Origin of the sequence: Flavobacterium pasteuri (assembly GCF_048286615.1) — a bacterium.
GTDB lineage: Bacteria > Bacteroidota > Bacteroidia > Flavobacteriales > Flavobacteriaceae > Flavobacterium.
On sequence record NZ_JBLVPN010000001.1, the window covers coordinates 133,776 to 154,909 of the forward strand.

The window sequence follows — 21,134 nt, forward strand, 5'->3', positions numbered from 1 at the left end:
TACAAATAAAAGAAAATAAGATTATCTTTTCAACACATCTACTGATTTTATGATAGCTTCTAGTTCATGCATGAGATCGCGTTTTTCTTTAGACGGTGCATAGCAAAAACCTTCTAAAACCAGAATCCGATTGTACTCCTTATCGACAATGGCATAATTGATAAATGGACCCGACATGAAATCATTATTTAACTCCCAAGTTCCCTTAGTTTCATAGGTTTCCTTATCATCCAGAGTAATCTTGGAAAGATACGGCGCATAAGCCTCTTCAGTAATCATAATTGTGCTGGACTCGGTTCCACTAATATATAATTTCCCGATGGAATCTCGCATTTTAATAATACTGGTGATTAAATTACCTTCTTTTTTTATGGTGTTCAAAGGAACTTGATAAATTAGAAGACTTGTGTTTCCTCCAATGATTTCCTTTTTTAACCACATAAAATTGCTTTTGTGAAGCACGTATGCGTAACCCGAAGGAACTTGTAGTGTGATGTGGAATTTATTAGAAATTACCTTTGGGTCAATATGGGATTGACCATTAATTCTCTGGCTTTCGGCTATTTCTGCCTCCTTGATCAGCTGAATCATTTTGGGTGCATTTTTTTCAATGCCTGCTATAATATCCGCACTAGTTTTGCCGGAGATATGAAATACATTCTGAGGAGATGCATATTGATCTTTAGCAATCTCAAATTTATTTAATTCTCCTTTTTTTACCACTATAATCGCCCTAGTATCCGTCATGAAACCTTCCAAAAGCTTGACTGGATATTGATTGATGTTGAACAGCGGTTCTTCCTGTGGCAGTCCAATTACCGGAGATGCAAACTTGTTTCGAATACTGTCCCCTACATCACCATTCCATAACTGATCGTCAATAATAACTGAAATAGTATTAATTTTTCCCGATGTTTTTCGTGGCAAAGATTCATTTTCCTTTTTACAGGAAAATAACATCAAAGAAATCAGAACAAGTAAAAAATGGGCTTTATTCATTGCTATTCAATTATAAAATAAAACCCAAATTTATAGAAGTTTATCGTATTATCCGTTTATTTTTAACTTCATTCCGGGCTTGAGTTCTTCACTGCGAATACCGTTCCATTTTTTTATGTCAGAAATGGTTACTCCTGGATATTTTTTAGAAATGCTATATAACGAATCTCCTTTTTTTACATAATAATCAATCGCTTCTTTCTTAGAGGAATTGGCAATATTCGTTTTTTTCTTGAATGAACTTACCGTTGCTTTATTGGTATTGATAACTATTTCATCTTTGGCAACAATTAAAGTAGCGCCGATGCCAATCGTATTATCCGGTAAATTATTCCATTGTTTTAAATCCGCTAATGAAGCACCGAATTTTTTAGCGATATTCCCTAAATTATCTCCTTGCAAAACAACATACTCAATGTCTTTTCGTTCAGGACCTGAAACTAATTCTTCTTTACTGTCTGACACTTTTTTTGCAACCTGCAATGAAGCTCCTAATTGCACATTATCATTAGAAAGGTGATTCCATTCTTGGATTTCGGCAACAGTAACATCATATTTCTTGGCAATACTTCCTAAATTATCTCCTTTTTGAACCACATAAAGTGCAGATACATTCGATACTGCTGTCTCTTGTTGCAGAGTTTTTTTAGTTTTTTCTTCCTTATTGACTTTCATTTCAGAAGCAACTATTCTTTGATTGTTCAAAATTTTCTCTGACGGAACCAATTCCGTTTTAGCCTCCTTCTTTGGAGTTGTCACATCAGCACCAATCGCTATTTTTAAACTTTTTCCATAAACCAAAGCATTGCTTTTAAGTTTATTCCATTTTTTTATGTCTGAAACATCAACGTCGTATTTACTGGCAATCATACTCAGATTATCTCCACGTTTTACTTTATAATAACTTGTTTTGGGCAGTGCAATCTTCTGAATCATGTAATTCGCAGTGTCCTTTACAGCCATTGCTTTTTCAATCTGAAATGGCTTTTCACGTTTGTCTGATTCATATTGAGTGTAGGCATAAATCTGAGCTTCATTAGACGCAAAAACGGCTATTTTTTCTTGTGGTAATCTCAAATAATGGTTTTGATCATGGTAAAACGGAATCACATTTAGCTTATATGACGGATTCAAAACCTGCAATTGTGCCACCGGAACATCTAATAAATCTGAGATTTGCTTGAACGTCATTTGCTTCTTAATCATAATAGTATCTGTGGCAAAATGCTTCACTGATGCTCTGTTAGGAACAATTCCGTGTTCTTTATGGTATTCATAAATGTACATTGTAGCGAGAAAAGCAGGTACATATCCTTGTGTTTCTTTAGGAAGATTTTTTCTGATGTTCCAATAGTTTTGCTGTCCTCCGGAACGTCTAATGGCTTTTGCAACATTACCCGGACCAGAATTATAAGAGGCCAAAACCAAATCCCAATCGCCAAATATTTTATACATATTTGTCATATATTGCGCTGCGGCTTCACTGGCCCTCAATGGATCACTTCGCTCATCAACATAGGAATCGATTTTCAAACCATACTGTTTTCCGGTTTGATACATAAACTGCCAAAGTCCTGTGGCGCCCATTTTAGAAACTGCTTTTGGATTCAAAGCTGATTCCACAATAGCTAAATATTTTATCTCCAAAGGAACATTTTGTTTCGCCAAAGCTTCTTCAAAAAGCGGAAAATAATATTCTGATGTGCCCATCAAGCGCTCAAAAGATTTTTTTCTATTTTTTAGAAATGATTTAATGATATTTTCCAGACCTTGATTGTACTCAATATTGAAAGGTGATTTGGCATCCATTGCCGCCAGTCTTTCTTTTAAAAGAGCAGTAGGCAATTCATAATCGACTATTTGGTCAATATTAATGTTCTTAATATCCTCTGATAGGTTGTTGTATAAATCCAGGTTTGTCAATTCTTTCATCCACAAACTGTCAACACAAGATGCTAAGTCATCTTTTATGAAGGTTTTCTTGATGGAATCTAAATAGGATAATTTTGTTTCTACTCTTACAACGTCTTTATTTACAACTGTTTCTTGCGAAAATAAATGCACGGATGCTAATAGAAAAAACGATAATGTGGTATTTTTTATATTCATATTTTTACGATCAAAGACCTATATTTCAAATGATTACAAAGCTTGTTTTTACAAACTTAACAGGTTTAAACTAAAAAATTCTATAAATATTGTTAAAAATGTAATCTTTCGTTCATTTATAAAGAATTTTCAGTGGTTTTAGAGGCAAAAATCCCTTTAAAAAATCAATTCTTAAAATTTAAAACAAAAAAACCTCAGCGATAAATAGTATCGCTAAGGTTTTCATTGAATTCTGTTACCCGTTTTTAATTTGGAATCATTACAAATCAAAGTGGATTATATTTATTTAGCCATACGGTATTAGTCAAGAATAGCTGCTATTCCAGGCAATATTCTACCTTCAAGCATTTCAAGCATAGCACCACCACCCGTTGATACATAACTCATTTTGTCTTCCAGACCAAATTGTTTTACTGCTGCTACAGAATCTCCTCCACCTACAAGTGAGAACGCTCCGTTTGCAGTAGATTCAGCAATAAAGTTCCCTAAAGCAATCGTTCCGTTAGCAAAACTTTCCATTTCAAAAACACCTAATGGTCCGTTCCAAAGGATAGTTTTAGAATCCATAATTACTTTTTTGAAGTTTTCCAAAGATTTTGGTCCTGCATCCAATCCTTGCCATCCATCAGGAATTTCTTTTACATCAACTATTTGAGTATCGGCAGTATTTGAGAAATCATTTGCTGCTACAACATCAACCGGAATGTGAATTTGAACTCCTTTTTCCTTAGCCAATCTTAATATTTCCAATGCCAATTCTTGTTTGTCATCTTCACAAATAGAATCTCCAATTTTACCTCCTAATGCTTTCACAAAAGTAAATGTCATTCCACCACCAATAATCATGTGGTCTACTTTATCCAAAATATTCTCGATAACCGTAATTTTAGAAGAAACTTTAGATCCACCAAGAACTGCTGTTACTGGTTTCGCACTGTTTTTCAAAACTTTGTTCAAGCTTTCAATTTCTTTAGCCAATAATAATCCGAAACATTTCTCTGTTGGGAAAAACTGAGCGATAATTGTAGTCGAAGCGTGTGCTCTGTGTGCAGTTCCAAAAGCGTCGTTTACATAAATATCACCAAGTGACGCTAATTCTTTTGCGAAAGCAACATCACCAGCTTCTTCCTCGTCATGAAAACGTAAATTTTCTAATAATAAAACTTCTCCAGCTTGTAATTTTTCTGCAGCAGTTTTAGTTTCCTCACCAATACAGTTTGAAGCAAACTGAACAGGTACTCCAAGTACTTCTGAAGTTGTTTTCAAGATATGTTTCAATGAATATTTTTCTTCAACACCTTTTGGTCTGCCTAAATGTGACATCAAAATTACGCTTCCGCCTTGAGCCAGAATAGCATCAATTGTAGGTTTTGCCGCTTCGATACGGGTTGCATCTGTTACATTGAAGTTTTCGTCCAAAGGCACATTAAAATCAACACGTATTATCGCTTTTTTAGTTGCAAAATCAAAATCGTTTAAAGTTTTCATTAAGTATATTTTTAGTTTGTTTGTTTTGAAAGAATAACAAATATAGAACTTTTCAGGAACTTAAAAATAAGAATAGTTTGAAAATTAGGGAAATTCACTAACGAAAACGTTGTAATAATCTCAATTTATTTGTTTTTTAAAATTAATTTCAAAGAATATTTGTGCTGAAATCTTTCCTTTATGGAATTTCTAAAACAACCAGAAGTGCATTTTCGGATAATGCTTCCCATTCTAAGGAATCAATTCCAGATAAACTTAATCCGTCTTTTGATTCTAACAATCGATTTTCGATTTCAAAAGCACCATTAATTATAAAAATAAAAACGCATTTTGAATCGCTTTTCAACGAATAAAACCCCTCTTTTCTAGCGCCATACATTCCTATAAAGCCCAATGCGTTTGAAATTTTGAATAATGGAATCAGTTGGTTTTTATTGGTTAAACCAAAATTAAACTGCTGAAATTTATTTTTGTATTCCTGAGTTTCAGCATTGAATCCTATTTGTAAATAACTGACATTTTCGCTCTCATATCCATTCGCAAGCTCGAAAGACATTTCTTTTCTAGCAAAAACAATTCGGATTTGTTCTACTCCAATAAAACTTTGATTTCCCAAACTGTCTTTGTAGTCTACTCCACCAAACAGCGGTAAAACAAGTACTACTGTATTGGCTTCCAAAACCGTTTGAATTGTCCGTTGAGGCGCAATTATTACTTCGTTTACAACGTGTAAGGAACCGAATGGCTTTCTACTTTCTTCAAAATAACTTCCAAAATTAAAAGTAGAAAAACAGTTGTGTCCATTTGATTCGAATCGGCCTCTCGATTCAGATTTAAATATTTGTGCAAGATTTTGTTGTATCATAAAATGGTTTTTGCAATTAAAATATAAACCTGCAAAATTTTAAAATCTTACAGGTTTTGGCATTGCTTTTTATTTACTAATTCAAAAAACTTAACCCGCAACATTTATGGTGTGTTCCAAGACAAATCCATCGGAAACACTTCCTGTAATCGTTGACAATTCATTGGCTACGCCATCCGAAAACACATTGTCAGAAGCATTATAAGTATAGCCTGACATTCCTTTAGAATATCCATTTGCCATAGAAGCATTTACTAACACAACGGCACTACCTGAACCCTCAGGAAATGCAATTTGAGTAACCAATAACGAGGTTCCTGAAGCACTATAAACATGGACATGAATGTGTGTTGCTCTACCACTATACCAACCCGGAAAAATAGATTTGAAACCTACCATTCCGTTAGCATTTGAAGTTTGTCGTCCTCTTAAAAAATGAACTCCCGTAAAATCTACTGATTGCATTCCAGTTCCTCCATATTCTGAATAATAGCCATCCTTATCACAATGCCAAATATCTACTATGGCTCCGGCTAACGCAGCACAATTAGCATTGGTGTTTTTTATGGTAACATTAATGGTAAATCCTACTCCCGTTCTATCACTCACAATGTTAGTCATTACTAATGACGAAGGTGTTTTGGTAGGAAACGGCCCTGCAGTTTCTGATGAAGTTACAGTACAATTTCCTGATGTAGAAGTAGAACCTGAAGTCCCTATCTGGGAATCCGCATCATCATTGTTACAGGCCTTAATTATAGGAATGACCAGAGATCCTAACCCTAACAATCCCAATCCTCTTAAAAATTCTTTCCTTTCCATAGCAAATACCATTTTAATGTTACAAGTATAAAAGTATTTAAATCTAAATAAGTGCTAAAATTTATGAGGTAACCGAAAGGTTTTATGCGGTAAATCAATAAAAATCAGTCTAAATTTGTAATTTTTTAACAATAATACAACCTGATTAATCTTTATTTATTACAGCAAAAAAAGCACTTTCATAACTCACACTCACCGGAATCTCTTCCTGATTGATGTAAATTATTTTGTTACGCACCTTGTCAATTTTAGAAATGGGAACAATAAAAGAGCGATGCACTCTTATAAATTCCGGAATAGGTAACTTTTGAAGTATTGTTTTCAAAGTCATTCTGGCGACAATCGTTTTTTGATTTTGCATGTGAATTTTCAGGTAGTCGTCTAACCCTTCAATGTATAAAATATCCGAAAAAAGGATTTTCATCAAACTGTAATCGGCACGAATAAAGAGATAGCGTTGTTCCGGATCCTGATTTTGTAATTTCCATTGCGAAAAGGCTTTTTCCACCGCTTGTTGAAATCGTGAAAATGAAAATGGTTTCAAAATGTAGTCCGTAGCACTTAATGTAAATCCTTCAACGGCATATTCAGAGTACGCAGTTGTGAAAATAACCATTGTTTTATGCGGTAATTTTTTAAAGAAATCTATACCTGAAATGGATGGCATATTAATATCCAAAAACAATAAATCGACTGGGTATTTTTTCAAATATTTGAATGCTTCATCTGATTTAGTAAATGTTTTTTGCAAATTAACGTACTCGATTTTATCACAAAAACTTTGTAAAACATCCAATGCTGGCGGTTCATCATCAAGAGCAATTGCTTTTATCATCCTACTTTTATCGTTAAGGTTACTTCATAATCATCGGGATTGTCATCAATTTTTAGCACATGATTATTGGGATATAAAAGTGACAATCTCTCGATTGTGTTTTGCAGTCCAATCCCGCTATCTGATTGAATGGATTGCACTTTATAATTAGAAACAAATAAAGTTAAAAAATCTCCAACAATTGAAATTCGAATACCAATATCAGAATTCTGATTTGGATTCACTCCGTGCTTGAATGCATTTTCGATAAATGAAATTAAAATAAGTGGCGTGATGCATTTGCCATAAGCATTCCCCTCTACAAAATAATCAACTTTTACAGTGTTGCCCAAACGCGTTTTTTGAAGCTGAACAAAATTATTGATGTAATTAATTTCTTTGTCCAAAGCAATCACATCATCGTTAGCATTTGTTATGATATACCGCATTAATTCCGATAATTGCACTACCGCATCAGCCGTTTTATCATCTTTTTTTATGGCCAATGAATAAATACTATTCAAGGTATTAAATAAGAAATGAGGGTTAATTTGTGCTTTCAAAAAAGATAATTCTGATTTCATTTTGTCCTTTTCGACTTTTTGCAACCGAATATTAATGGCCAATAATAAACTGGAAACAACTCCTATTAAATACACTAATGCTGTATGACCATATTGCGTTGGTGGACCTCCTATTGTCCTTAAATCCTTTGGTTTTGGCGGAAGCATTCCTCCTGTCGGCGGATTTCCATGTCCAAAATCTAGAAAATTACGCTCCGGATGATCTAAAAAAGTTGAAACCCACAGAAAGAATAATAAAAACAAGACAATGATGCTAAAATAAAACATCAGTTTTTTTGAAAAATAAACTTTCGGAATCAGGTAATAATAATTGAAATAAAAGAACAGCAACAACATAAAATAGATCAGAAAATAAATTCTATCATGGCCATTACTTACTAAATTAGGTAAACTAAAAACACTTCCTGATGAAGTAAAGGCATACGGCAACAACATAAATGCTAGACACAAGCAAAAATGCAACACATAAAAGGAACTGTTATTTTTCATGAATACCACTTAACCAATCAAATTTATGATTCTTATTGGAAGCATTCAAATTATTACGGTAAAAACATTAATTATTGAGGTAATTACAAATTACTTTAAACAAACACGGTATTTGACTATGAAATTCAGTCCCTTTTTAAGAATCATTTTACAAACTTTCTAACGTGAAAGTTTACATCCGAAAATTTTAGACTAAACCATTTTCTTCTATCTTTGCTTTATGCAATTTTCAGAAATTTTAGGACAAGAACACATTAAAAGTCATTTGACAAGAAGTGCTGATTTGGGAAGAATTCCACATGCGCAACTGTTTGTTGGCCCTGAAGGAAGTGGTACTTTACCCATGGCAATTGCTTATGCACAATACATTATTTGCAGCAATCAAAACGCCGAAAACTCGGGTTCAAACGAAGCCTGCAATATCAAATTCCAGAAAACTTCGCATCCCGATTTGCATTTTATTTACCCAACTGTAAGTACCGAAGATGTAAAAACCAAACCAAAAAGTATTGATTTTATAACGGAATGGAGAGCCTTTTTGACTCAAAATCCATACGGAAGTTTGTTTGACTGGTATTTAACTCTTGGCGTTAAGAACAAACAAGGAGAAATTAGGGTTGATGATGCCCAGGAAATCTTAAAATCTCTCGCATTAAAATCTTATGAAGGGGGTTACAAAGTCATGATTATTTGGATGGCTGATAAATTGAATATTGCCGCTTCCAATAAACTATTGAAATTACTCGAAGAACCTACGGACAGAACCGTTTTTATCCTGATTTCAGAAAACGAAGAAGATATAATACAAACCATTCGTTCCCGATGTCAAGTCCTACATTTTAACGGATTAAATGAAACCGTAATTGCTGAAGCTTTGGTTTCAAGAGAAAATACAGAGCCTAAAGAAGCTTTAAAAATAGCACATCAAGCACAGGGAAATTATAACAAAGCATTGCAACTATTACAGCCGGACAGCGAATCGGTTTTTTTTGAAAAGTGGTTTGTTGATTGGGTTCGTGCTGCTTTTAGAGCCAAAGGAAATGCAGCAGCCATTCAGGATTTGATTCAATGGAGCGAGCAAATTGCCAGTTTAGGAAGAGAAACCCAAAAGAAGTTTTTACATTTTTGTATCGATATGTTCCGTCAGGCCATGTTGCTCAATTACCAAACGGAAAGCTTGGTTTATATGGAACCAACAGTGGAAAAATTCAAACTGGAGAATTTTGCCCCTTTCGTAAATGGCAACAACATAAATGATATTTTCAAAGAACTTTCGGATGCCATGTATCACATTGAGCGCAACGGAAACGCAAAAATTATTTTAACCGATTTATCTATAAAACTTACCCGTTTAATTCACAAAAAATAAAAAAATGAACAACATTACTTCGATTTTAATTTTAATTTTTCTGGCCATTACTTTCCTGCAATCTGGTTACGACAAACTGTTTTATTGGAAAGATAATGTGGACTGGTTGAAAGGTCATTTTTCTAAAACACCATTAAAAAACCATGTGCCGTTAGCATTGCTCAACATTTTAATATTAGAATTAATCTCTGGTATTTTATGCGTAGTGGGTTGCATCGAATTATTCATAAATAATGGCCGAATCTTCGGTTTCTATGGAGCGGTTTTCTCTTGTATCACCTTGTTAATGTTACTTTTCGGACAGCGATTGGCAAAGGATTACGATGGTGCCAGAACAATTGTTATCTATTTCATACCAGCTATATTGGCGGTTTATTGGTTAAATTAAAACCCAATTATTATTTAAAAACAACGATTCCCTTTTATATAAAAAACATGACTCCAAAACATCCTTCAGAATCCCTGACAATATTAACTGATTTGGTTTTACCAAGTGAGACCAACCCTTTGAATAATCTTTTTGGTGGTGAATTATTGGCCCGAATGGATCGCGCAGCCAGTATCTCCGCAGGAAGGCATTCTAGAAGAATTGGTGTGACCGCATCAGTAAATCACGTGGCTTTCAATAAAGCTATCCCTCTTGGGAGCGTGGTTATTATAGAGGCCAAAGTTTCCCGATCATTTAGAAGTTCAATGGAAATATATATTGACGTTTGGGTTGAAGACCGACAATCCGGAAACCGTACCAAAGCCAATGAGGCAATTTATACTTTTGTAGCGGTTGATGATACCGGAAGACCGGTAGAAGTACCTCAATTAATTCCAGAAACAGAGCTGGAAAAACAACGTTTTGATGCCGCATTACGACGCAAACAACTCAGTTTAGTTTTAGCTGGAAAATTAAATCCTCACGAAGCTACTGAATTGAAGGCATTGTTTCAGTAACACGTATAATCAACTTATTTTTATTGAAATTTAGATTTAAAATATTCTTGAAAGAGAAAATTTACATTAAAAAAAGAAGTATTTTTACGAAAATAAATCTTTGCATATAAATGAAATTTTCAGGATAATTACTCATTCTGTCAGTTTCTTAGAATTATAAAATAATACAAATAGATGAAAGAAAAGGTAAAAGAGAAGATGAGTACAGAGAAAGAATCCAAATTAAAAGCGCTACAACTTACGCTTGACAAACTTGACAAAACGTACGGAAAAGGAACGGTGATGAAAATGGGAGATAAAGCCATTGAAGAAGTGGAAACCATCTCATCAGGATCTTTAGGAATCGATTTAGCATTAGGCGTTGGCGGGTATCCAAGAGGTAGAATCATTGAAATATACGGTCCGGAATCTTCTGGAAAAACAACCTTAACACTTCATGCTATTGCCGAAGCTCAAAAAGCGGGTGGAATTGCTGCTTTTATTGATGCAGAACACGCTTTCGATAGAAATTACGCAGAGAAGTTAGGTGTAGATATCGAAAACTTAATCATCTCGCAACCAGACAACGGAGAACAAGCTTTAGAAATTGCGGAGAACTTAATTCGTTCAGGAGCGATTGACATTGTAGTAATTGACTCGGTTGCCGCTTTGACTCCAAAAAGTGAAATTGAAGGAGAAATGGGAGATTCTAAAATGGGGCTTCACGCTCGTTTGATGTCTCAAGCATTGCGTAAATTAACAGGAACCATCAGTAAAACAAATTGTACTGTTTTCTTTATTAACCAGTTAAGAGAGAAAATCGGTGTAATGTTTGGAAATCCAGAAACTACAACTGGAGGAAATGCATTGAAGTTTTACGCTTCGGTGCGTTTAGACATCCGTCGTTCCACACAAATTAAAGATGGCGATAATGTCCTTGGAAACAGAACCAAAGTAAAAGTGGTGAAAAACAAAGTTGCTCCGCCATTTAAAATCGCTGAATTTGACATCATGTATGGTGAAGGAATTTCAAAAACAGGGGAAATTTTAGATTTAGCTGTAGAATTTGAAATCATCAAAAAAGCGGGATCTTGGTTCAGTTATGGTGAAACCAAATTAGGACAAGGCCGTGATGCTGTTAAGTCTTTAATAAAAGACAATCCGGAACTAGCGGATGAACTTGAAGAAAAAATTAAAGCCAGAATAAAAGAACTAGCTGAAGCATAAAAGAACTAAAAACCCGAGAATATCGGGTTTTTTTAATTTACAACGCAACCTTTTTAAAAAATTTCATCTAATAAGAAAACCGTCAATAAAAACTTTTAAACTGACGGAATAGTATTAACTTTTAAATTAGTAAAGATGAAAAAAATTGTTTTACTCACCCTGTTTTTGTTGACCCTGACGGGCTGTAGTATTGACGATGATCAACCCAATTACAGCTTTGAAGTGCTACCTGTAGATAGCTATACATTACCCGAAAAATTTATATTAGGGAACACCTATGAGATAAAATTAAAGTATACAAGACCTTCTGAATGTCATTTTTTCCAAGGGATATATTATGATAAAAATTTAAATATACGAACCATAGGAATTCAAACGGCCGTGAATACTAATCAAGTGTGTACACAACAAATTCCTGCACCATCAGAGGTTTCTTTCAATTTTTATGTAACCAATACCGGTTCCTATATTTTTAAATTTTACAAAGGTGAAGATGCCAATGGTCAAAATATATTTGAACAGGTTGAAATTCCAGTGATTAATTAATGTCCTTAAAAACTGTGGTATTAGATCAAATAATTAATCAATGTAAAAAAAACTGCCCCAAGGCACAAGAGCAATTGTACCAATTGTTTTCTAAAAAATTCTTTGGGGTGTGTTTAAAATACTCCACTGATTATGCAGATGCCGAAGACAATCTACAGGATGGGTTTTTGATCATTTTTGATAAAATTGAGCAGTATAATTTTAAAGGTTCTTTTGAAGGATGGGCAAAGAGAATATTAATTAACAATGCCCTTCAAAAATTCAGAGGCGTTAGATATATGGAAGTCATAAACGACAATATTCCTGAGGAAGAAGTCGAAATTGAAGACGAAAATATTTCTATCGAGTATCTAATGCAAATCATTCAAGAGTTACCAGACCAGTATAGATTAGTTTTTAGTCTCTATGTACTTGATGGATATTCTCATAAAGAAGTTTCCGAGATGCTTAAAATCAGTACCGGAACCACAAAATCAAATTTGGCGCGAGCAAGAGGGATTTTGAAAGAAAAAATTGATCATCATACAAAAACTAAAATAAATTCATTGGCAAAATGAACGATAAAAAAAATATAGACCGATTGTTTCAAGAGCGATTCAAAGATTTTGAATCAGAGCCCAGTAAACAAGTTTGGATAAATATCCAGGACTCTTTAAAAGAAAAAGAGGAGGACCGAAAAGTAATTCCTTTTTGGATGAAATCTTCTGGGATAGCCGCCGCTTTCCTTTTAGGTTTTTTTGCATTGAACACCATTGTAAACAATAAATTTGAAATAAAAAATGGTGTCGTTATAGACACGAAAGTTTTAAAAAATTCGTTTGAAGGGAAGGATTCTACTCTTGATAAAACAAAAAAAGAGCGTAATCCTTTAGAAGTGAAAACAATTCCTCAGGTCGTAGTTAACAAAATTAAAACAGGAAAAACAGATGAAAAAGAAATTATATCTTCTGATAGATTTAAAATCAATTCGAACAAAGAGAAGAATCAAAACGGTTCTGTTGTTTATTTCCAAAAAAATAATTCACCGCTAAAACAAACATCAGCAAATAATGACAACCAAATCGCTACGGTTGTTACTGCTGAAAAAAACAATACAAAAAACTATAATCCGTTTGAAAACATTCAACAAAATCAAACACTGGAAAAAAGCAACTTAAAAGAGAATGAAAACGCTAAAATTGCAGCAATAGAAACTAAAAAAGAGCCCGAAAATAGTATTGATAAACCAAACGAATTAGAAGAAATCCTTAAAAAGAAAAAAGGAGAAGAAAAAGAGGCTGTGGCTCTCAATCAAAAAAACAAGTGGCAAATTACGCCAAATATCGCGGCTGTATATCTGAATTCGAATTCAGGCGGTTCAGCCATTGACCCACAATTTTCAGAAAATCAAAAAACGGCCGATAACAGCTTAAGTTTTGGTGTTGGGGTAAATTATGCTGTTTCTAAAAAAGTAGCCTTACGAAGCGGAATTAACAAGCTCTCGTTAGGATACAACACGAATAACGTAGTCTACTCAACCGGTTTGGCCAATAATAATCTGGTAAATATTAATTATTCTTCAAATGCATTAATTGAGATTAAAAACCAATCTGCTATGAGCGGTTTAATCTCTTTCGAAAAAGACCTACAAAAAACCAATACAGGTGCCATCAATCAAAAAATGGGATATTATGAAGTCCCTTTAGAAGTTTCCTATGCTGTTTTGGATAAAAAATTTGGCATTAACGTTATTGGAGGTGTAAGTACTTTGTTTCTCAGCCTGAATAAAATATCATTAGTTTCCTCTGAAACCAATGTAAAATTAGGAGAAGCAAAAAACCTAAATCAAGTTCATTTCAGTACTAATGTGGGGTTAGGATTTAAATACCAGATTATAAAATCATTCCAAATTAATGTGGAACCAATGGTTAAATATCAATTGAATACATTTTCAAACAACTCGGGCGACTTTAAACCGCTATTTATCGGTTTGTATTCCGGTATTAGTTATAGCTTTTAATTGGTTCAGAATCGAAAGCTATAAGTTGGTTGTATATTATTTCGCGTACTTCATCCCGAATTTCTTTGCGATCAACACCCGTTTTCCCCAAAGTCTCTACATGTGAATGCATTTTTACACGCATAATTCCCGGACTTCCGCTGAAAAAAGTATAGGAGAATCTTTTTTTATTATCGGCAAAAGTAATGGGAACAATAGGAATTTCGTGTTCTATCGCCAATCGGAAAGCACCGTCTTTGAAAGTATCCAACAGCACCGATTCATCATCCGGAACGCCGCCTTCGGGGAAAATACAAATACTCAATCCTTGATTTATTCTTTTTTGAGCACGATTAAAAACTTCCATTCTGCTTTTTGAAGAGCTTCTATCCACTAAAATGCAGGTTCTTTTATAGAAAAACCCGAACAAAGGAATTTTTGAGAGTTCTTTTTTACCCACAAAAACAAACGGATTTCTAGTCAGTGCAAGCATCAGCATAATATCGGCCATAGAAGTATGGTTAGCAACAATCATGTAACTTTTTTGGTATTCCATTTCTTGGTTTTTATCTATTTTATAATAGAATCCCATACCGAAAAGAATAAATTTTGCCCAAATACGAGCCATCTTAAAAAAATAAGGATAACCGCTTTCTGTCAAAATAGACAATACCAGAAAAGGAAACATCACCAATATGGGAATGGCCATCAAAATATAAAACCATACGCGCCACAAAACCCAAAAAATAATTTTTAATCCTCTCATAAGTTCAAAAGTAAGAAATCGTAGGCGAATAATAATAAAAGAATTTGCTTTGGAAATCTAACTATTAGAAAAACTTTACAATCGTTGCAAACTTTGCGAAAATCTTTGCGAACTTTGCGGTTAAGAAAAAAGAAATAATGGCAAAAATACTTACCGGCGTTCAAAGTACCGGAACACCACATTTAGGAAACTTACTTGGCGCAATCATTCCCGCAATAGCATTATCAAATAAACCTGAAAACGAATCGTTTCTTTTCATTGCCGATTTACATTCGATAACACAAATAAAAAACGGCGAAACCCTACGAACCAATACCTACAGTACTGCTGCTGCCTGGTTGGCGTGTGGTTTGAATGTGGACAAAGTAGTTTTCTACAGACAATCTGATGTTCCTCAAACAGCTGAATTATCTTGGTATTTGAGTTGTTTTTTTCCTTTTCAACGCTTGACATTAGCACATTCTTTCAAAGACAAAGCCGATAGACTCGAAGATGTAAACGCTGGTTTATTTTCGTATCCAATGCTGATGGCTGCCGATATTTTATTATACGACGCAGAGTTTGTTCCCGTAGGAAAAGACCAATTGCAACACCTTGAAATCACTCGTGATGTAGCGTCACGTTTCAACCACCAAATGGGCGAAACATTTGTTCTTCCTGAAGCTAAAATTCAAGAAGACAGCATGTTGATTCCTGGAACCAATGGCGGAAAAATGAGTAAATCAGCCAATAATATTATCAATATCTTTCTAGATGACAAAGCCTTACGCAAACAGGTGATGAGTATTGAAACGGATAGCACGCCGCTGGAAGAACCTAAAAATCCAGATACCTGCAATGCTTTTGCTATTTATTCTTTGCTGGCAAATGAAGAACAAATCGCAGCGATGAAAGCCAATTACCTTGGCGGAAATTACGGTTATGGTCACGCCAAACAAGCGTTATTTGAATTGATTACAGAGACTTTCAAAACCGAAAGAGAAAAATACAATTACTACATGAATAACCTTCCTGAAGTTGATGCACTTTTAAAGATTGGGGCTCAAAAAGCTTCGGCTGTTGCCAATAGTGTTTTAGGAAGAGTTAGAAAAAAACTAGGATTTGAGGTGTAACAATCTATTTTTAAAACATATAAGTCATTTACGTTTTTTATAGTTTTATTACTATTTCATGAAAGCTTAAATGACTTATATGTTAAAATCAAATCGCGTTTATAGCTAACCTTTTGTAGTTCAGAGACTAGAAAGTGTGTTTTTTCTTAAATATCGCTAAAAGTGGGTATTTCATTTAGAACTCCTTTTGTTTAAGTTTGACATCGCTGATTGTAATAAAAAACAGCAATAATTTAAACCCATACTATGAAAGTAAAATTATTTACCCCCCCCCATTTTTTAGGACTTTTCTTTGTTTTAATGCTCTTTTCTTGTACCAAGGATGATTTAGAAAACAACACGACAACTTCTATTACTAATCAACTAAAAAACGATTTAAAACTCGAAAAATTTGCCAATAAAAACATTCCTGATAATTTAGTTATAAATTGGGAAGCTTTTTCTAAAATCGAGAAAGAGGATTTTGAAATATATGAAATTGAAGCCAATGAAAAAAAACCAAGCACAATAGAATCTAATTTATTTCAAAGCAAATTAAAATATGAATTGATAGCTATAAAAAATGGCACTGAGGTTAATTCTTATTTAATAGAAGCATACTCAAATTTGAATCATGATTTATTTCCTAATTCCATACAAAGCTTAAAAAATTTCACAGGAACGCTGAATGTATATGAATTAAATGGAAATTTAATAGGTCAGCTTCTTATTTTTAACGGAACTGCGAAAAAGACATCCGGTAAGAGTACAATAGAACCGCTTAATAAATTTATTTAACCTCAAACAAAATAAAAGCAATAAAATACCTGCCTGTTACGAAGCATACATAGTATTTACGGTCGCCAATGCCTATACGGACCATTATTCCTCAGTAACCGTTGGAAACTACACACACTTAACATTTGTTAAAACCACTTTAGAAACTAGTACAACTACTTCCTATTTGAGCTCTCCTTATCCTTGTGATACAAATAGTGATTCCTATGATATCGTTAAATGAATAAGTACTTATAGAGATGTTGTTGATGATGTATCGCAGGTAATAGAAGATCAAATTAAAGACTCGCTTGATCCATGCCCTAAAGGAGATTTAGATAAATTGAAAAATACTACAAATAATGATATTGCTGCAATTTTAAAAAAACTAGGGACCAGTAAAGTATACAACGTGAATATTGTTTCAGATTCAAATATATCTAGACCAGCTACATCAGCTCCAGATCCCTCTGGAAAAAATAGCTATAACATTAAGATAAGTTCTAATTATACCAGTGCTTCAGGATTATTTAGAGCTTCAAATTTATTACATGAAATTATACATTGTTATTTTTTTAGTTTAGTAGATAACTATACAGCTACGCACAATCCAGCCATTTTTAACGATTTTCCAACACTCTTCCAGAAATTTGTTAATAATAGATATCCTGGATCTAAAGATCTTGCACACCATGATGAAATGGCCAATACTTACGTAAACGCAATAGCATCAGCATTGCAAGAATATAATAAATCTGATGATCCGAATGGAATTATACCTTTTCAGGTGTATACTGATTTGGCTTGGGGAGGATTACAAGAAGCCCCTATCTTTAAAGAAAAATACCCTGTTGGTAGCTCAGAGTATAACCGTATAGTAGGAAGGTATAATAGTGAAAGTGTTAACTTTACCGTTAATCGACAAACTGTTGTATGTAAACCATGCAATTAAATAAATTTATTATGAAAAATACTTTTGCCTGTTTATTTATTGTGATATTGTTAATTTCAAGCTGTTCCTCTGTCAAAGAAAACATATCTCCAATAAATACATATTTAAAATCTAAACTTGATAATAATGTCGTGGTTATTGTTATTGAAAATAAAATAAACAACAGCTACACAATAGATCTTTTTAAAAAAAGGTCCATTACGCCAATAAATGCTAATACAATTGAAAACAGTATTGTTTTAAAAACATTATTATTCGAAGAAAAATATTGGTCTAAAATGAATAAAAAATATAGAAATCAGAATACCGATGAAATTTGGTTAAAAAACAGATTGTGGAGGCAAAATGATTTTATTGATATTAAAATTAAATTTATAAAAGAAGAAAATTTTCCAAAACCATATATTTATGACGAATACATGAATGAAAAAATGGCTGAAGCTATTGTATTTTCATTTTCAGAACCAATTTTTTATAAAAATAAAAAATTTGTACTGTTTGCAAAAGCGGAAACCACCACTAAAAAACAATTCATTATTCCTAATTCTATTGTTGTGATGAAAAAAGAAAAAGGAAAGTGGATTGTAATTCAAGAAATTATGGATGGAGAATACTATTAAAAATGCAGCAGCCTTGCATACTCAATTTCACCCCTGCAAAAAATAAATATGCAATGATAGATTTTTATTCTTATAATCTTATTTTTGGGGATACAGCTAATAGAAGTATTTACATCTTAGAGAAAAAAGAGGGGAAATGGGTAGTTATAAAAGACTTTTTTTATGGGGTTTATTTTTAAGAATTTGAAAAAACTATAAAAACCTGATATTAGACATGCTTTTACTATTTATTGTATCAGTAAATGAAGAACAAATCGCAGCTATGAAAGCCAATTACGTTGGTGGAAGTTACGGTTGTGGGCACGCCAAACAAGCGTTGTTCGATTTGATTACAGAAACTTTCAAAACCGAAAGAGAAAAATACAATTACTATATCAATAATCTTACTGAAGTTGAATCGCTTTTAAAGATTGGGGCTCAAAAAGCTTCGGCTGTTGCCAATAGTGTTTTAGGAAGAGTTAGAAAAAAACTAGGATTTGAGGTGTAACAATCTATTTTTAAAACATATAAGTCATTTACGTTTTTTATAGTTTTATTACTATTTCATGAAAGCTTAAATGACTTATATGTTAAAATCAAATCGCGTTTATAGAAATACCTTTTTAGTTAATAGACTAGAAAGATTGGATTTTAAAAACACGTTTGAAGCATATGGAAATCAACACGGTACCATAGCAGGATTATATCTCAATAGTATGAAAGAAGCTTTAAAAGGATTTCATAAAACTGCTCTTATAGATGATTATAATAAATATATCAATAACTATGGAGAAGCACCAAGCGATGCTTTTTATGAAGCGCTGGCTTGGAGCGGTCTAAGAAAAAATAATGTTAAAGCCTGGGCCGATTTACCCGCAGAAAAAAAAGCAGCAATAGAAGCACTAGCTAAGAGAGTTGATGGTTTTAGCAGAACTGTTCCTTGCCCTTAACTAATTATTATAAAACTATTTAATTTATGAAAACACATATTTTAGTTATATTATCGCTCTTTTTTCTTAACTCTCTAAAGGCTCAAGAAAAATCAAAAGACACACTTTTTTTTAATTATGATAATAAGTATATAAATACACATGCTGAAATCCCACATCATTTTTATCTAGATGATAGTAGTGGAGGTAGCAATGGGTCTTTTTTCTTTGAAGAAGTTAGAGTCATAAATAATCTAAATCCAAAAGAAATACTCTCCCTTAAAAAATTTATACGCTCTTCAAAGTTTTATAATAAAAACAAAAAACAAAAATTAAATGATTATATGCTTTGGGAATATTTTAATGACTATGTAGTTCTTTTAGTTAAAAATAATCATAGAAAAACTGAATATATTCATGTTGAATCAGGTTTTGAGATTGAATAAAACTATTAATCATGAAAACATATATTTTATTTATGCTATCTTTTTTTTCTATTAAGTAGGTCCCGTTTTTCAGATAGAAAAATAAAATTATCCTACCTAACTTTCTATCGAGAGTGAGAGAAAAATTAGGCTTTGAAGATATTTAGTTTAAAAATAAATAATTACCCTTCCTATTCCAACTAGAAAGGGTCATTATTTTATATCGCCTCAAACAATTTCCCCGGCAAAGGTCTTATCACACCTTTCAATTCCATATTCAACAACATTCCTGAAATTTTATAAATAGGAAAATCACAGCGCAAAGCAATAATATCCATCAGTTCTTTTCCAGTTTTAAGGAGGTAATCATAGACTTTTTGTTCGTCATCATCGAGAGAAACAAAGAGTTGTTTCTGTACGGGTTTGGATTCCTTCTGGATATCCCAATTCAAAATATAAATCAAATCCGCAGCACTTGTCAACACATTTGCTTTTTGGGTTTTTATCAGGTTGTTACAACCTTGGCTGTACTTATCCGTAACTCGTCCCGGAACTGCAAAAACATCACGGTTGTAATCATTTGCCATATTTGCCGTAATCAACGAACCGCCTCTATCGGCTGACTCAATTACTATGGTCGCTTCAGACATTCCCGCAACGATTCTGTTTCTTCGAACGAAATTTTCTTTATCGGGATTGGATGAACTCCAAAACTCGGTCATAAAACCACCGTTTTGCTCGACTTTAGCAACGTATTTTTTATGGGTTTTTGGGTAAATTTGGTTCAAACCATGCGCTACGACTCCTATCGTCTGTAAATTATGTTCGATTGCCAGTTGATGTGCAACAATATCGACTCCATAAGCAAAACCACTTACGATTATAGGATCTAGCGGAGCTAAATCTTCTATCAATTTTCTGCAAAATTCAGTTCCGTACGAGGTAATTTGGCGTGTTCCTACAATACTGATTATTTTTCTGTTTTTTAAATTGATTTTTCCAGAGGTGAATAATAAAAGTGGTCCGTCAATACAATGTTTCAAACGTTCCGGATAGTCTTCGTCCTGAAAATAAACAGCATTGATTTCATTTGTTTTTATAAACTCCAGTTCTTGAGTTGCTTTTTCGAAAACCGATTTATCCTTTAAATTTTTCAGCAAAACAGAGCCTACTCCATCAATAGCAGCAAGTTGCGATGCCTTAGTATTAAAAACGGCTTCTGCAGTTCCAAAATGAGTCAGCAGTTTTTTAGCCATTATGTCGCCCACGCCTTCTATTCTTTGCAATGCCAATAAATAAAATAAATCCTGCTCTTTCATGCTAATTATTTGAGAGTGAAATGTATAAATTTTTATGCGGATTGTTAATAAAAATTGTGAAT

Annotated in this window: 22 protein-coding genes and 1 pseudogene; 14 read left to right on the forward strand and 9 right to left on the reverse strand. The window is 33.3% G+C overall.

The window, feature by feature from the left end; translation table 11 throughout:
* Window positions 1–21: 21 nt before the first annotated feature.
* From ACNQF6_RS00600 to ACNQF6_RS00630, 7 genes are all read right to left on the reverse strand, one after another.
* The gene (locus tag ACNQF6_RS00600) at window positions 22–999 is read right to left on the reverse strand and encodes a DUF4837 family protein (protein WP_417962284.1); all 978 of its coding nucleotides are present in this window, start codon (window positions 997–999) and stop codon (window positions 22–24) included.
* 48 nt (window positions 1,000–1,047) lie between these two features.
* Entirely contained in the window at window positions 1,048–3,108 is a 2,061-nt protein-coding gene (locus ACNQF6_RS00605) for a LysM peptidoglycan-binding domain-containing protein (RefSeq protein WP_417962286.1), read from the reverse strand.
* A 300-nt stretch (window positions 3,109–3,408) separates the two neighbouring features.
* Complete coding sequence (locus ACNQF6_RS00610; RefSeq protein WP_417962288.1) at window positions 3,409–4,596, reverse strand: phosphoglycerate kinase; 1,188 nt, start codon at window positions 4,594–4,596, stop codon at window positions 3,409–3,411.
* Window positions 4,597–4,774: 178 nt separating this feature from the next.
* Window positions 4,775–5,461, reverse strand: coding sequence for a pirin family protein (locus tag ACNQF6_RS00615; RefSeq protein WP_417962291.1), 687 nt, complete (start codon window positions 5,459–5,461; stop codon window positions 4,775–4,777).
* A gap of 90 nt (window positions 5,462–5,551) precedes the next feature.
* Entirely contained in the window at window positions 5,552–6,283 is a 732-nt protein-coding gene (locus tag ACNQF6_RS00620) for a dioxygenase family protein (RefSeq protein ID WP_417962293.1), read from the reverse strand.
* A gap of 145 nt (window positions 6,284–6,428) precedes the next feature.
* A complete protein-coding gene (locus tag ACNQF6_RS00625; RefSeq protein ID WP_417962295.1) occupies window positions 6,429–7,118 on the reverse strand; it encodes a LytR/AlgR family response regulator transcription factor in 690 nt (229 codons plus the stop codon).
* Window positions 7,115–8,170, reverse strand: a complete 1,056-nt coding sequence (locus ACNQF6_RS00630) for a sensor histidine kinase (RefSeq protein ID WP_417962299.1) — start codon at window positions 8,168–8,170, stop codon at window positions 7,115–7,117. The genes ACNQF6_RS00625 and ACNQF6_RS00630 overlap by 4 nt, the downstream gene beginning before the upstream one ends.
* A gap of 220 nt (window positions 8,171–8,390) precedes the next feature.
* On the opposite strand from ACNQF6_RS00630, the gene ACNQF6_RS00635 reads away from it, so the two are divergent.
* The 7 genes from ACNQF6_RS00635 (at window position 8,391) to ACNQF6_RS00665 (ending at window position 14,235) form a co-directional block, all read left to right on the forward strand.
* Window positions 8,391–9,539, forward strand: coding sequence for a DNA polymerase III subunit (locus ACNQF6_RS00635; protein ID WP_417962301.1), 1,149 nt, complete (start codon window positions 8,391–8,393; stop codon window positions 9,537–9,539).
* A gap of 4 nt (window positions 9,540–9,543) precedes the next feature.
* Window positions 9,544–9,927 (forward strand): DoxX family membrane protein, encoded by a 384-nt coding sequence (locus ACNQF6_RS00640; protein ID WP_417962304.1) that lies wholly within the window; start codon window positions 9,544–9,546, stop codon window positions 9,925–9,927.
* A 47-nt stretch (window positions 9,928–9,974) separates the two neighbouring features.
* A complete protein-coding gene (locus tag ACNQF6_RS00645; RefSeq protein ID WP_099713930.1) occupies window positions 9,975–10,484 on the forward strand; it encodes an acyl-CoA thioesterase in 510 nt (169 codons plus the stop codon).
* Window positions 10,485–10,682: 198 nt separating this feature from the next.
* A complete protein-coding gene (gene recA, locus ACNQF6_RS00650; RefSeq protein ID WP_099716226.1) occupies window positions 10,683–11,690 on the forward strand; it encodes a recombinase RecA in 1,008 nt (335 codons plus the stop codon).
* Between the two features lie 135 nt (window positions 11,691–11,825).
* A complete protein-coding gene (locus ACNQF6_RS00655) occupies window positions 11,826–12,236 on the forward strand; it encodes a lipoprotein (RefSeq protein ID WP_417962306.1) in 411 nt (136 codons plus the stop codon).
* Between the two features lie 14 nt (window positions 12,237–12,250).
* Complete coding sequence (locus ACNQF6_RS00660) at window positions 12,251–12,793, forward strand: RNA polymerase sigma factor (protein WP_099716227.1); 543 nt, start codon at window positions 12,251–12,253, stop codon at window positions 12,791–12,793.
* Window positions 12,790–14,235, forward strand: a complete 1,446-nt coding sequence (locus ACNQF6_RS00665) for a hypothetical protein (protein WP_417962308.1) — start codon at window positions 12,790–12,792, stop codon at window positions 14,233–14,235. Before ACNQF6_RS00660 ends, ACNQF6_RS00665 begins: the two co-directional genes overlap by 4 nt.
* On the opposite strand, the gene ACNQF6_RS00670 is transcribed toward ACNQF6_RS00665, so the two are convergent.
* Window positions 14,219–14,980, reverse strand: coding sequence for a lysophospholipid acyltransferase family protein (locus ACNQF6_RS00670; RefSeq protein WP_417962310.1), 762 nt, complete (start codon window positions 14,978–14,980; stop codon window positions 14,219–14,221). The two genes, ACNQF6_RS00665 and ACNQF6_RS00670, sit on opposite strands and share 17 nt — an antisense overlap.
* Window positions 14,981–15,117: 137 nt before the next feature.
* Here ACNQF6_RS00670 and trpS point away from each other — a divergent pair, with 137 nt between their 5' ends.
* From trpS to ACNQF6_RS00705, 7 genes and pseudogenes are all read left to right on the forward strand, one after another.
* Window positions 15,118–16,092, forward strand: coding sequence for a tryptophan--tRNA ligase (gene trpS, locus ACNQF6_RS00675; RefSeq protein WP_417962313.1), 975 nt, complete (start codon window positions 15,118–15,120; stop codon window positions 16,090–16,092).
* A 246-nt stretch (window positions 16,093–16,338) separates the two neighbouring features.
* Window positions 16,339–16,869: a hypothetical protein gene (locus ACNQF6_RS00680; protein WP_417962315.1), complete on the forward strand. Its 531-nt coding sequence runs from the start codon at window positions 16,339–16,341 to the stop codon at window positions 16,867–16,869.
* Window positions 16,870–17,191: 322 nt separating this feature from the next.
* Window positions 17,192–17,800 carry a hypothetical protein gene (locus ACNQF6_RS00685; protein ID WP_417962317.1) on the forward strand — a complete coding sequence of 203 codons (609 nt, stop codon included), beginning with the start codon at window positions 17,192–17,194 and terminating at the stop codon, window positions 17,798–17,800.
* Between the two features lie 11 nt (window positions 17,801–17,811).
* The gene (locus ACNQF6_RS00690) at window positions 17,812–18,420 is read left to right on the forward strand and encodes a hypothetical protein (RefSeq protein ID WP_417962319.1); all 609 of its coding nucleotides are present in this window, start codon (window positions 17,812–17,814) and stop codon (window positions 18,418–18,420) included.
* A 241-nt stretch (window positions 18,421–18,661) separates the two neighbouring features.
* Window positions 18,662–18,907, forward strand: a pseudogene (locus ACNQF6_RS00695) (tryptophan--tRNA ligase); the annotation flags it as partial.
* A gap of 79 nt (window positions 18,908–18,986) precedes the next feature.
* A complete protein-coding gene (locus ACNQF6_RS00700; protein ID WP_417962320.1) occupies window positions 18,987–19,349 on the forward strand; it encodes a hypothetical protein in 363 nt (120 codons plus the stop codon).
* A 26-nt stretch (window positions 19,350–19,375) separates the two neighbouring features.
* The gene (locus tag ACNQF6_RS00705; protein ID WP_417962322.1) at window positions 19,376–19,774 is read left to right on the forward strand and encodes a hypothetical protein; all 399 of its coding nucleotides are present in this window, start codon (window positions 19,376–19,378) and stop codon (window positions 19,772–19,774) included.
* A gap of 197 nt (window positions 19,775–19,971) precedes the next feature.
* On the opposite strand, the gene dprA is transcribed toward ACNQF6_RS00705, so the two are convergent.
* On the reverse strand, window positions 19,972–21,072 hold the full coding sequence (gene dprA / locus ACNQF6_RS00710; protein WP_417962324.1) for a DNA-processing protein DprA: 1,101 nt from the start codon (window positions 21,070–21,072) through the stop codon (window positions 19,972–19,974).
* Window positions 21,073–21,134: the final 62 nt, after the last annotated feature.

Excerpts from the sequence above, each read along its gene's own strand:
- ACNQF6_RS00600 (WP_417962284.1), bottom strand. The coding sequence starts at position 999 with ATGAATAAAGCCCATTTTTTACTTGTTCTGATTTCTTTGATGTTATTT.
- ACNQF6_RS00605 (WP_417962286.1), bottom strand. The coding sequence starts at position 3,108 with ATGAATATAAAAAATACCACATTATCGTTTTTTCTATTAGCATCCGTG.
- ACNQF6_RS00610 (WP_417962288.1), bottom strand. The coding sequence starts at position 4,596 with ATGAAAACTTTAAACGATTTTGATTTTGCAACTAAAAAAGCGATAATA.
- ACNQF6_RS00615 (WP_417962291.1), bottom strand. The coding sequence starts at position 5,461 with ATGATACAACAAAATCTTGCACAAATATTTAAATCTGAATCGAGAGGC.
- ACNQF6_RS00620 (WP_417962293.1), bottom strand. The coding sequence starts at position 6,283 with ATGGAAAGGAAAGAATTTTTAAGAGGATTGGGATTGTTAGGGTTAGGA.
- ACNQF6_RS00625 (WP_417962295.1), bottom strand. The coding sequence starts at position 7,118 with ATGATAAAAGCAATTGCTCTTGATGATGAACCGCCAGCATTGGATGTT.
- ACNQF6_RS00630 (WP_417962299.1), bottom strand. The coding sequence starts at position 8,170 with ATGAAAAATAACAGTTCCTTTTATGTGTTGCATTTTTGCTTGTGTCTA.
- ACNQF6_RS00635 (WP_417962301.1), top strand. The coding sequence starts at position 8,391 with ATGCAATTTTCAGAAATTTTAGGACAAGAACACATTAAAAGTCATTTG.
- ACNQF6_RS00640 (WP_417962304.1), top strand. The coding sequence starts at position 9,544 with ATGAACAACATTACTTCGATTTTAATTTTAATTTTTCTGGCCATTACT.
- ACNQF6_RS00645 (WP_099713930.1), top strand. The coding sequence starts at position 9,975 with ATGACTCCAAAACATCCTTCAGAATCCCTGACAATATTAACTGATTTG.
- recA (WP_099716226.1), top strand. The coding sequence starts at position 10,683 with ATGAGTACAGAGAAAGAATCCAAATTAAAAGCGCTACAACTTACGCTT.
- ACNQF6_RS00655 (WP_417962306.1), top strand. The coding sequence starts at position 11,826 with ATGAAAAAAATTGTTTTACTCACCCTGTTTTTGTTGACCCTGACGGGC.
- ACNQF6_RS00665 (WP_417962308.1), top strand. The coding sequence starts at position 12,790 with ATGAACGATAAAAAAAATATAGACCGATTGTTTCAAGAGCGATTCAAA.
- ACNQF6_RS00670 (WP_417962310.1), bottom strand. The coding sequence starts at position 14,980 with ATGAGAGGATTAAAAATTATTTTTTGGGTTTTGTGGCGCGTATGGTTT.
- trpS (WP_417962313.1), top strand. The coding sequence starts at position 15,118 with ATGGCAAAAATACTTACCGGCGTTCAAAGTACCGGAACACCACATTTA.
- ACNQF6_RS00680 (WP_417962315.1), top strand. The coding sequence starts at position 16,339 with ATGAAAGTAAAATTATTTACCCCCCCCCATTTTTTAGGACTTTTCTTT.
- ACNQF6_RS00690 (WP_417962319.1), top strand. The coding sequence starts at position 17,812 with ATGAAAAATACTTTTGCCTGTTTATTTATTGTGATATTGTTAATTTCA.
- ACNQF6_RS00700 (WP_417962320.1), top strand. The coding sequence starts at position 18,987 with ATGTTAAAATCAAATCGCGTTTATAGAAATACCTTTTTAGTTAATAGA.
- ACNQF6_RS00705 (WP_417962322.1), top strand. The coding sequence starts at position 19,376 with ATGAAAACACATATTTTAGTTATATTATCGCTCTTTTTTCTTAACTCT.
- dprA (WP_417962324.1), bottom strand. The coding sequence starts at position 21,072 with ATGAAAGAGCAGGATTTATTTTATTTATTGGCATTGCAAAGAATAGAA.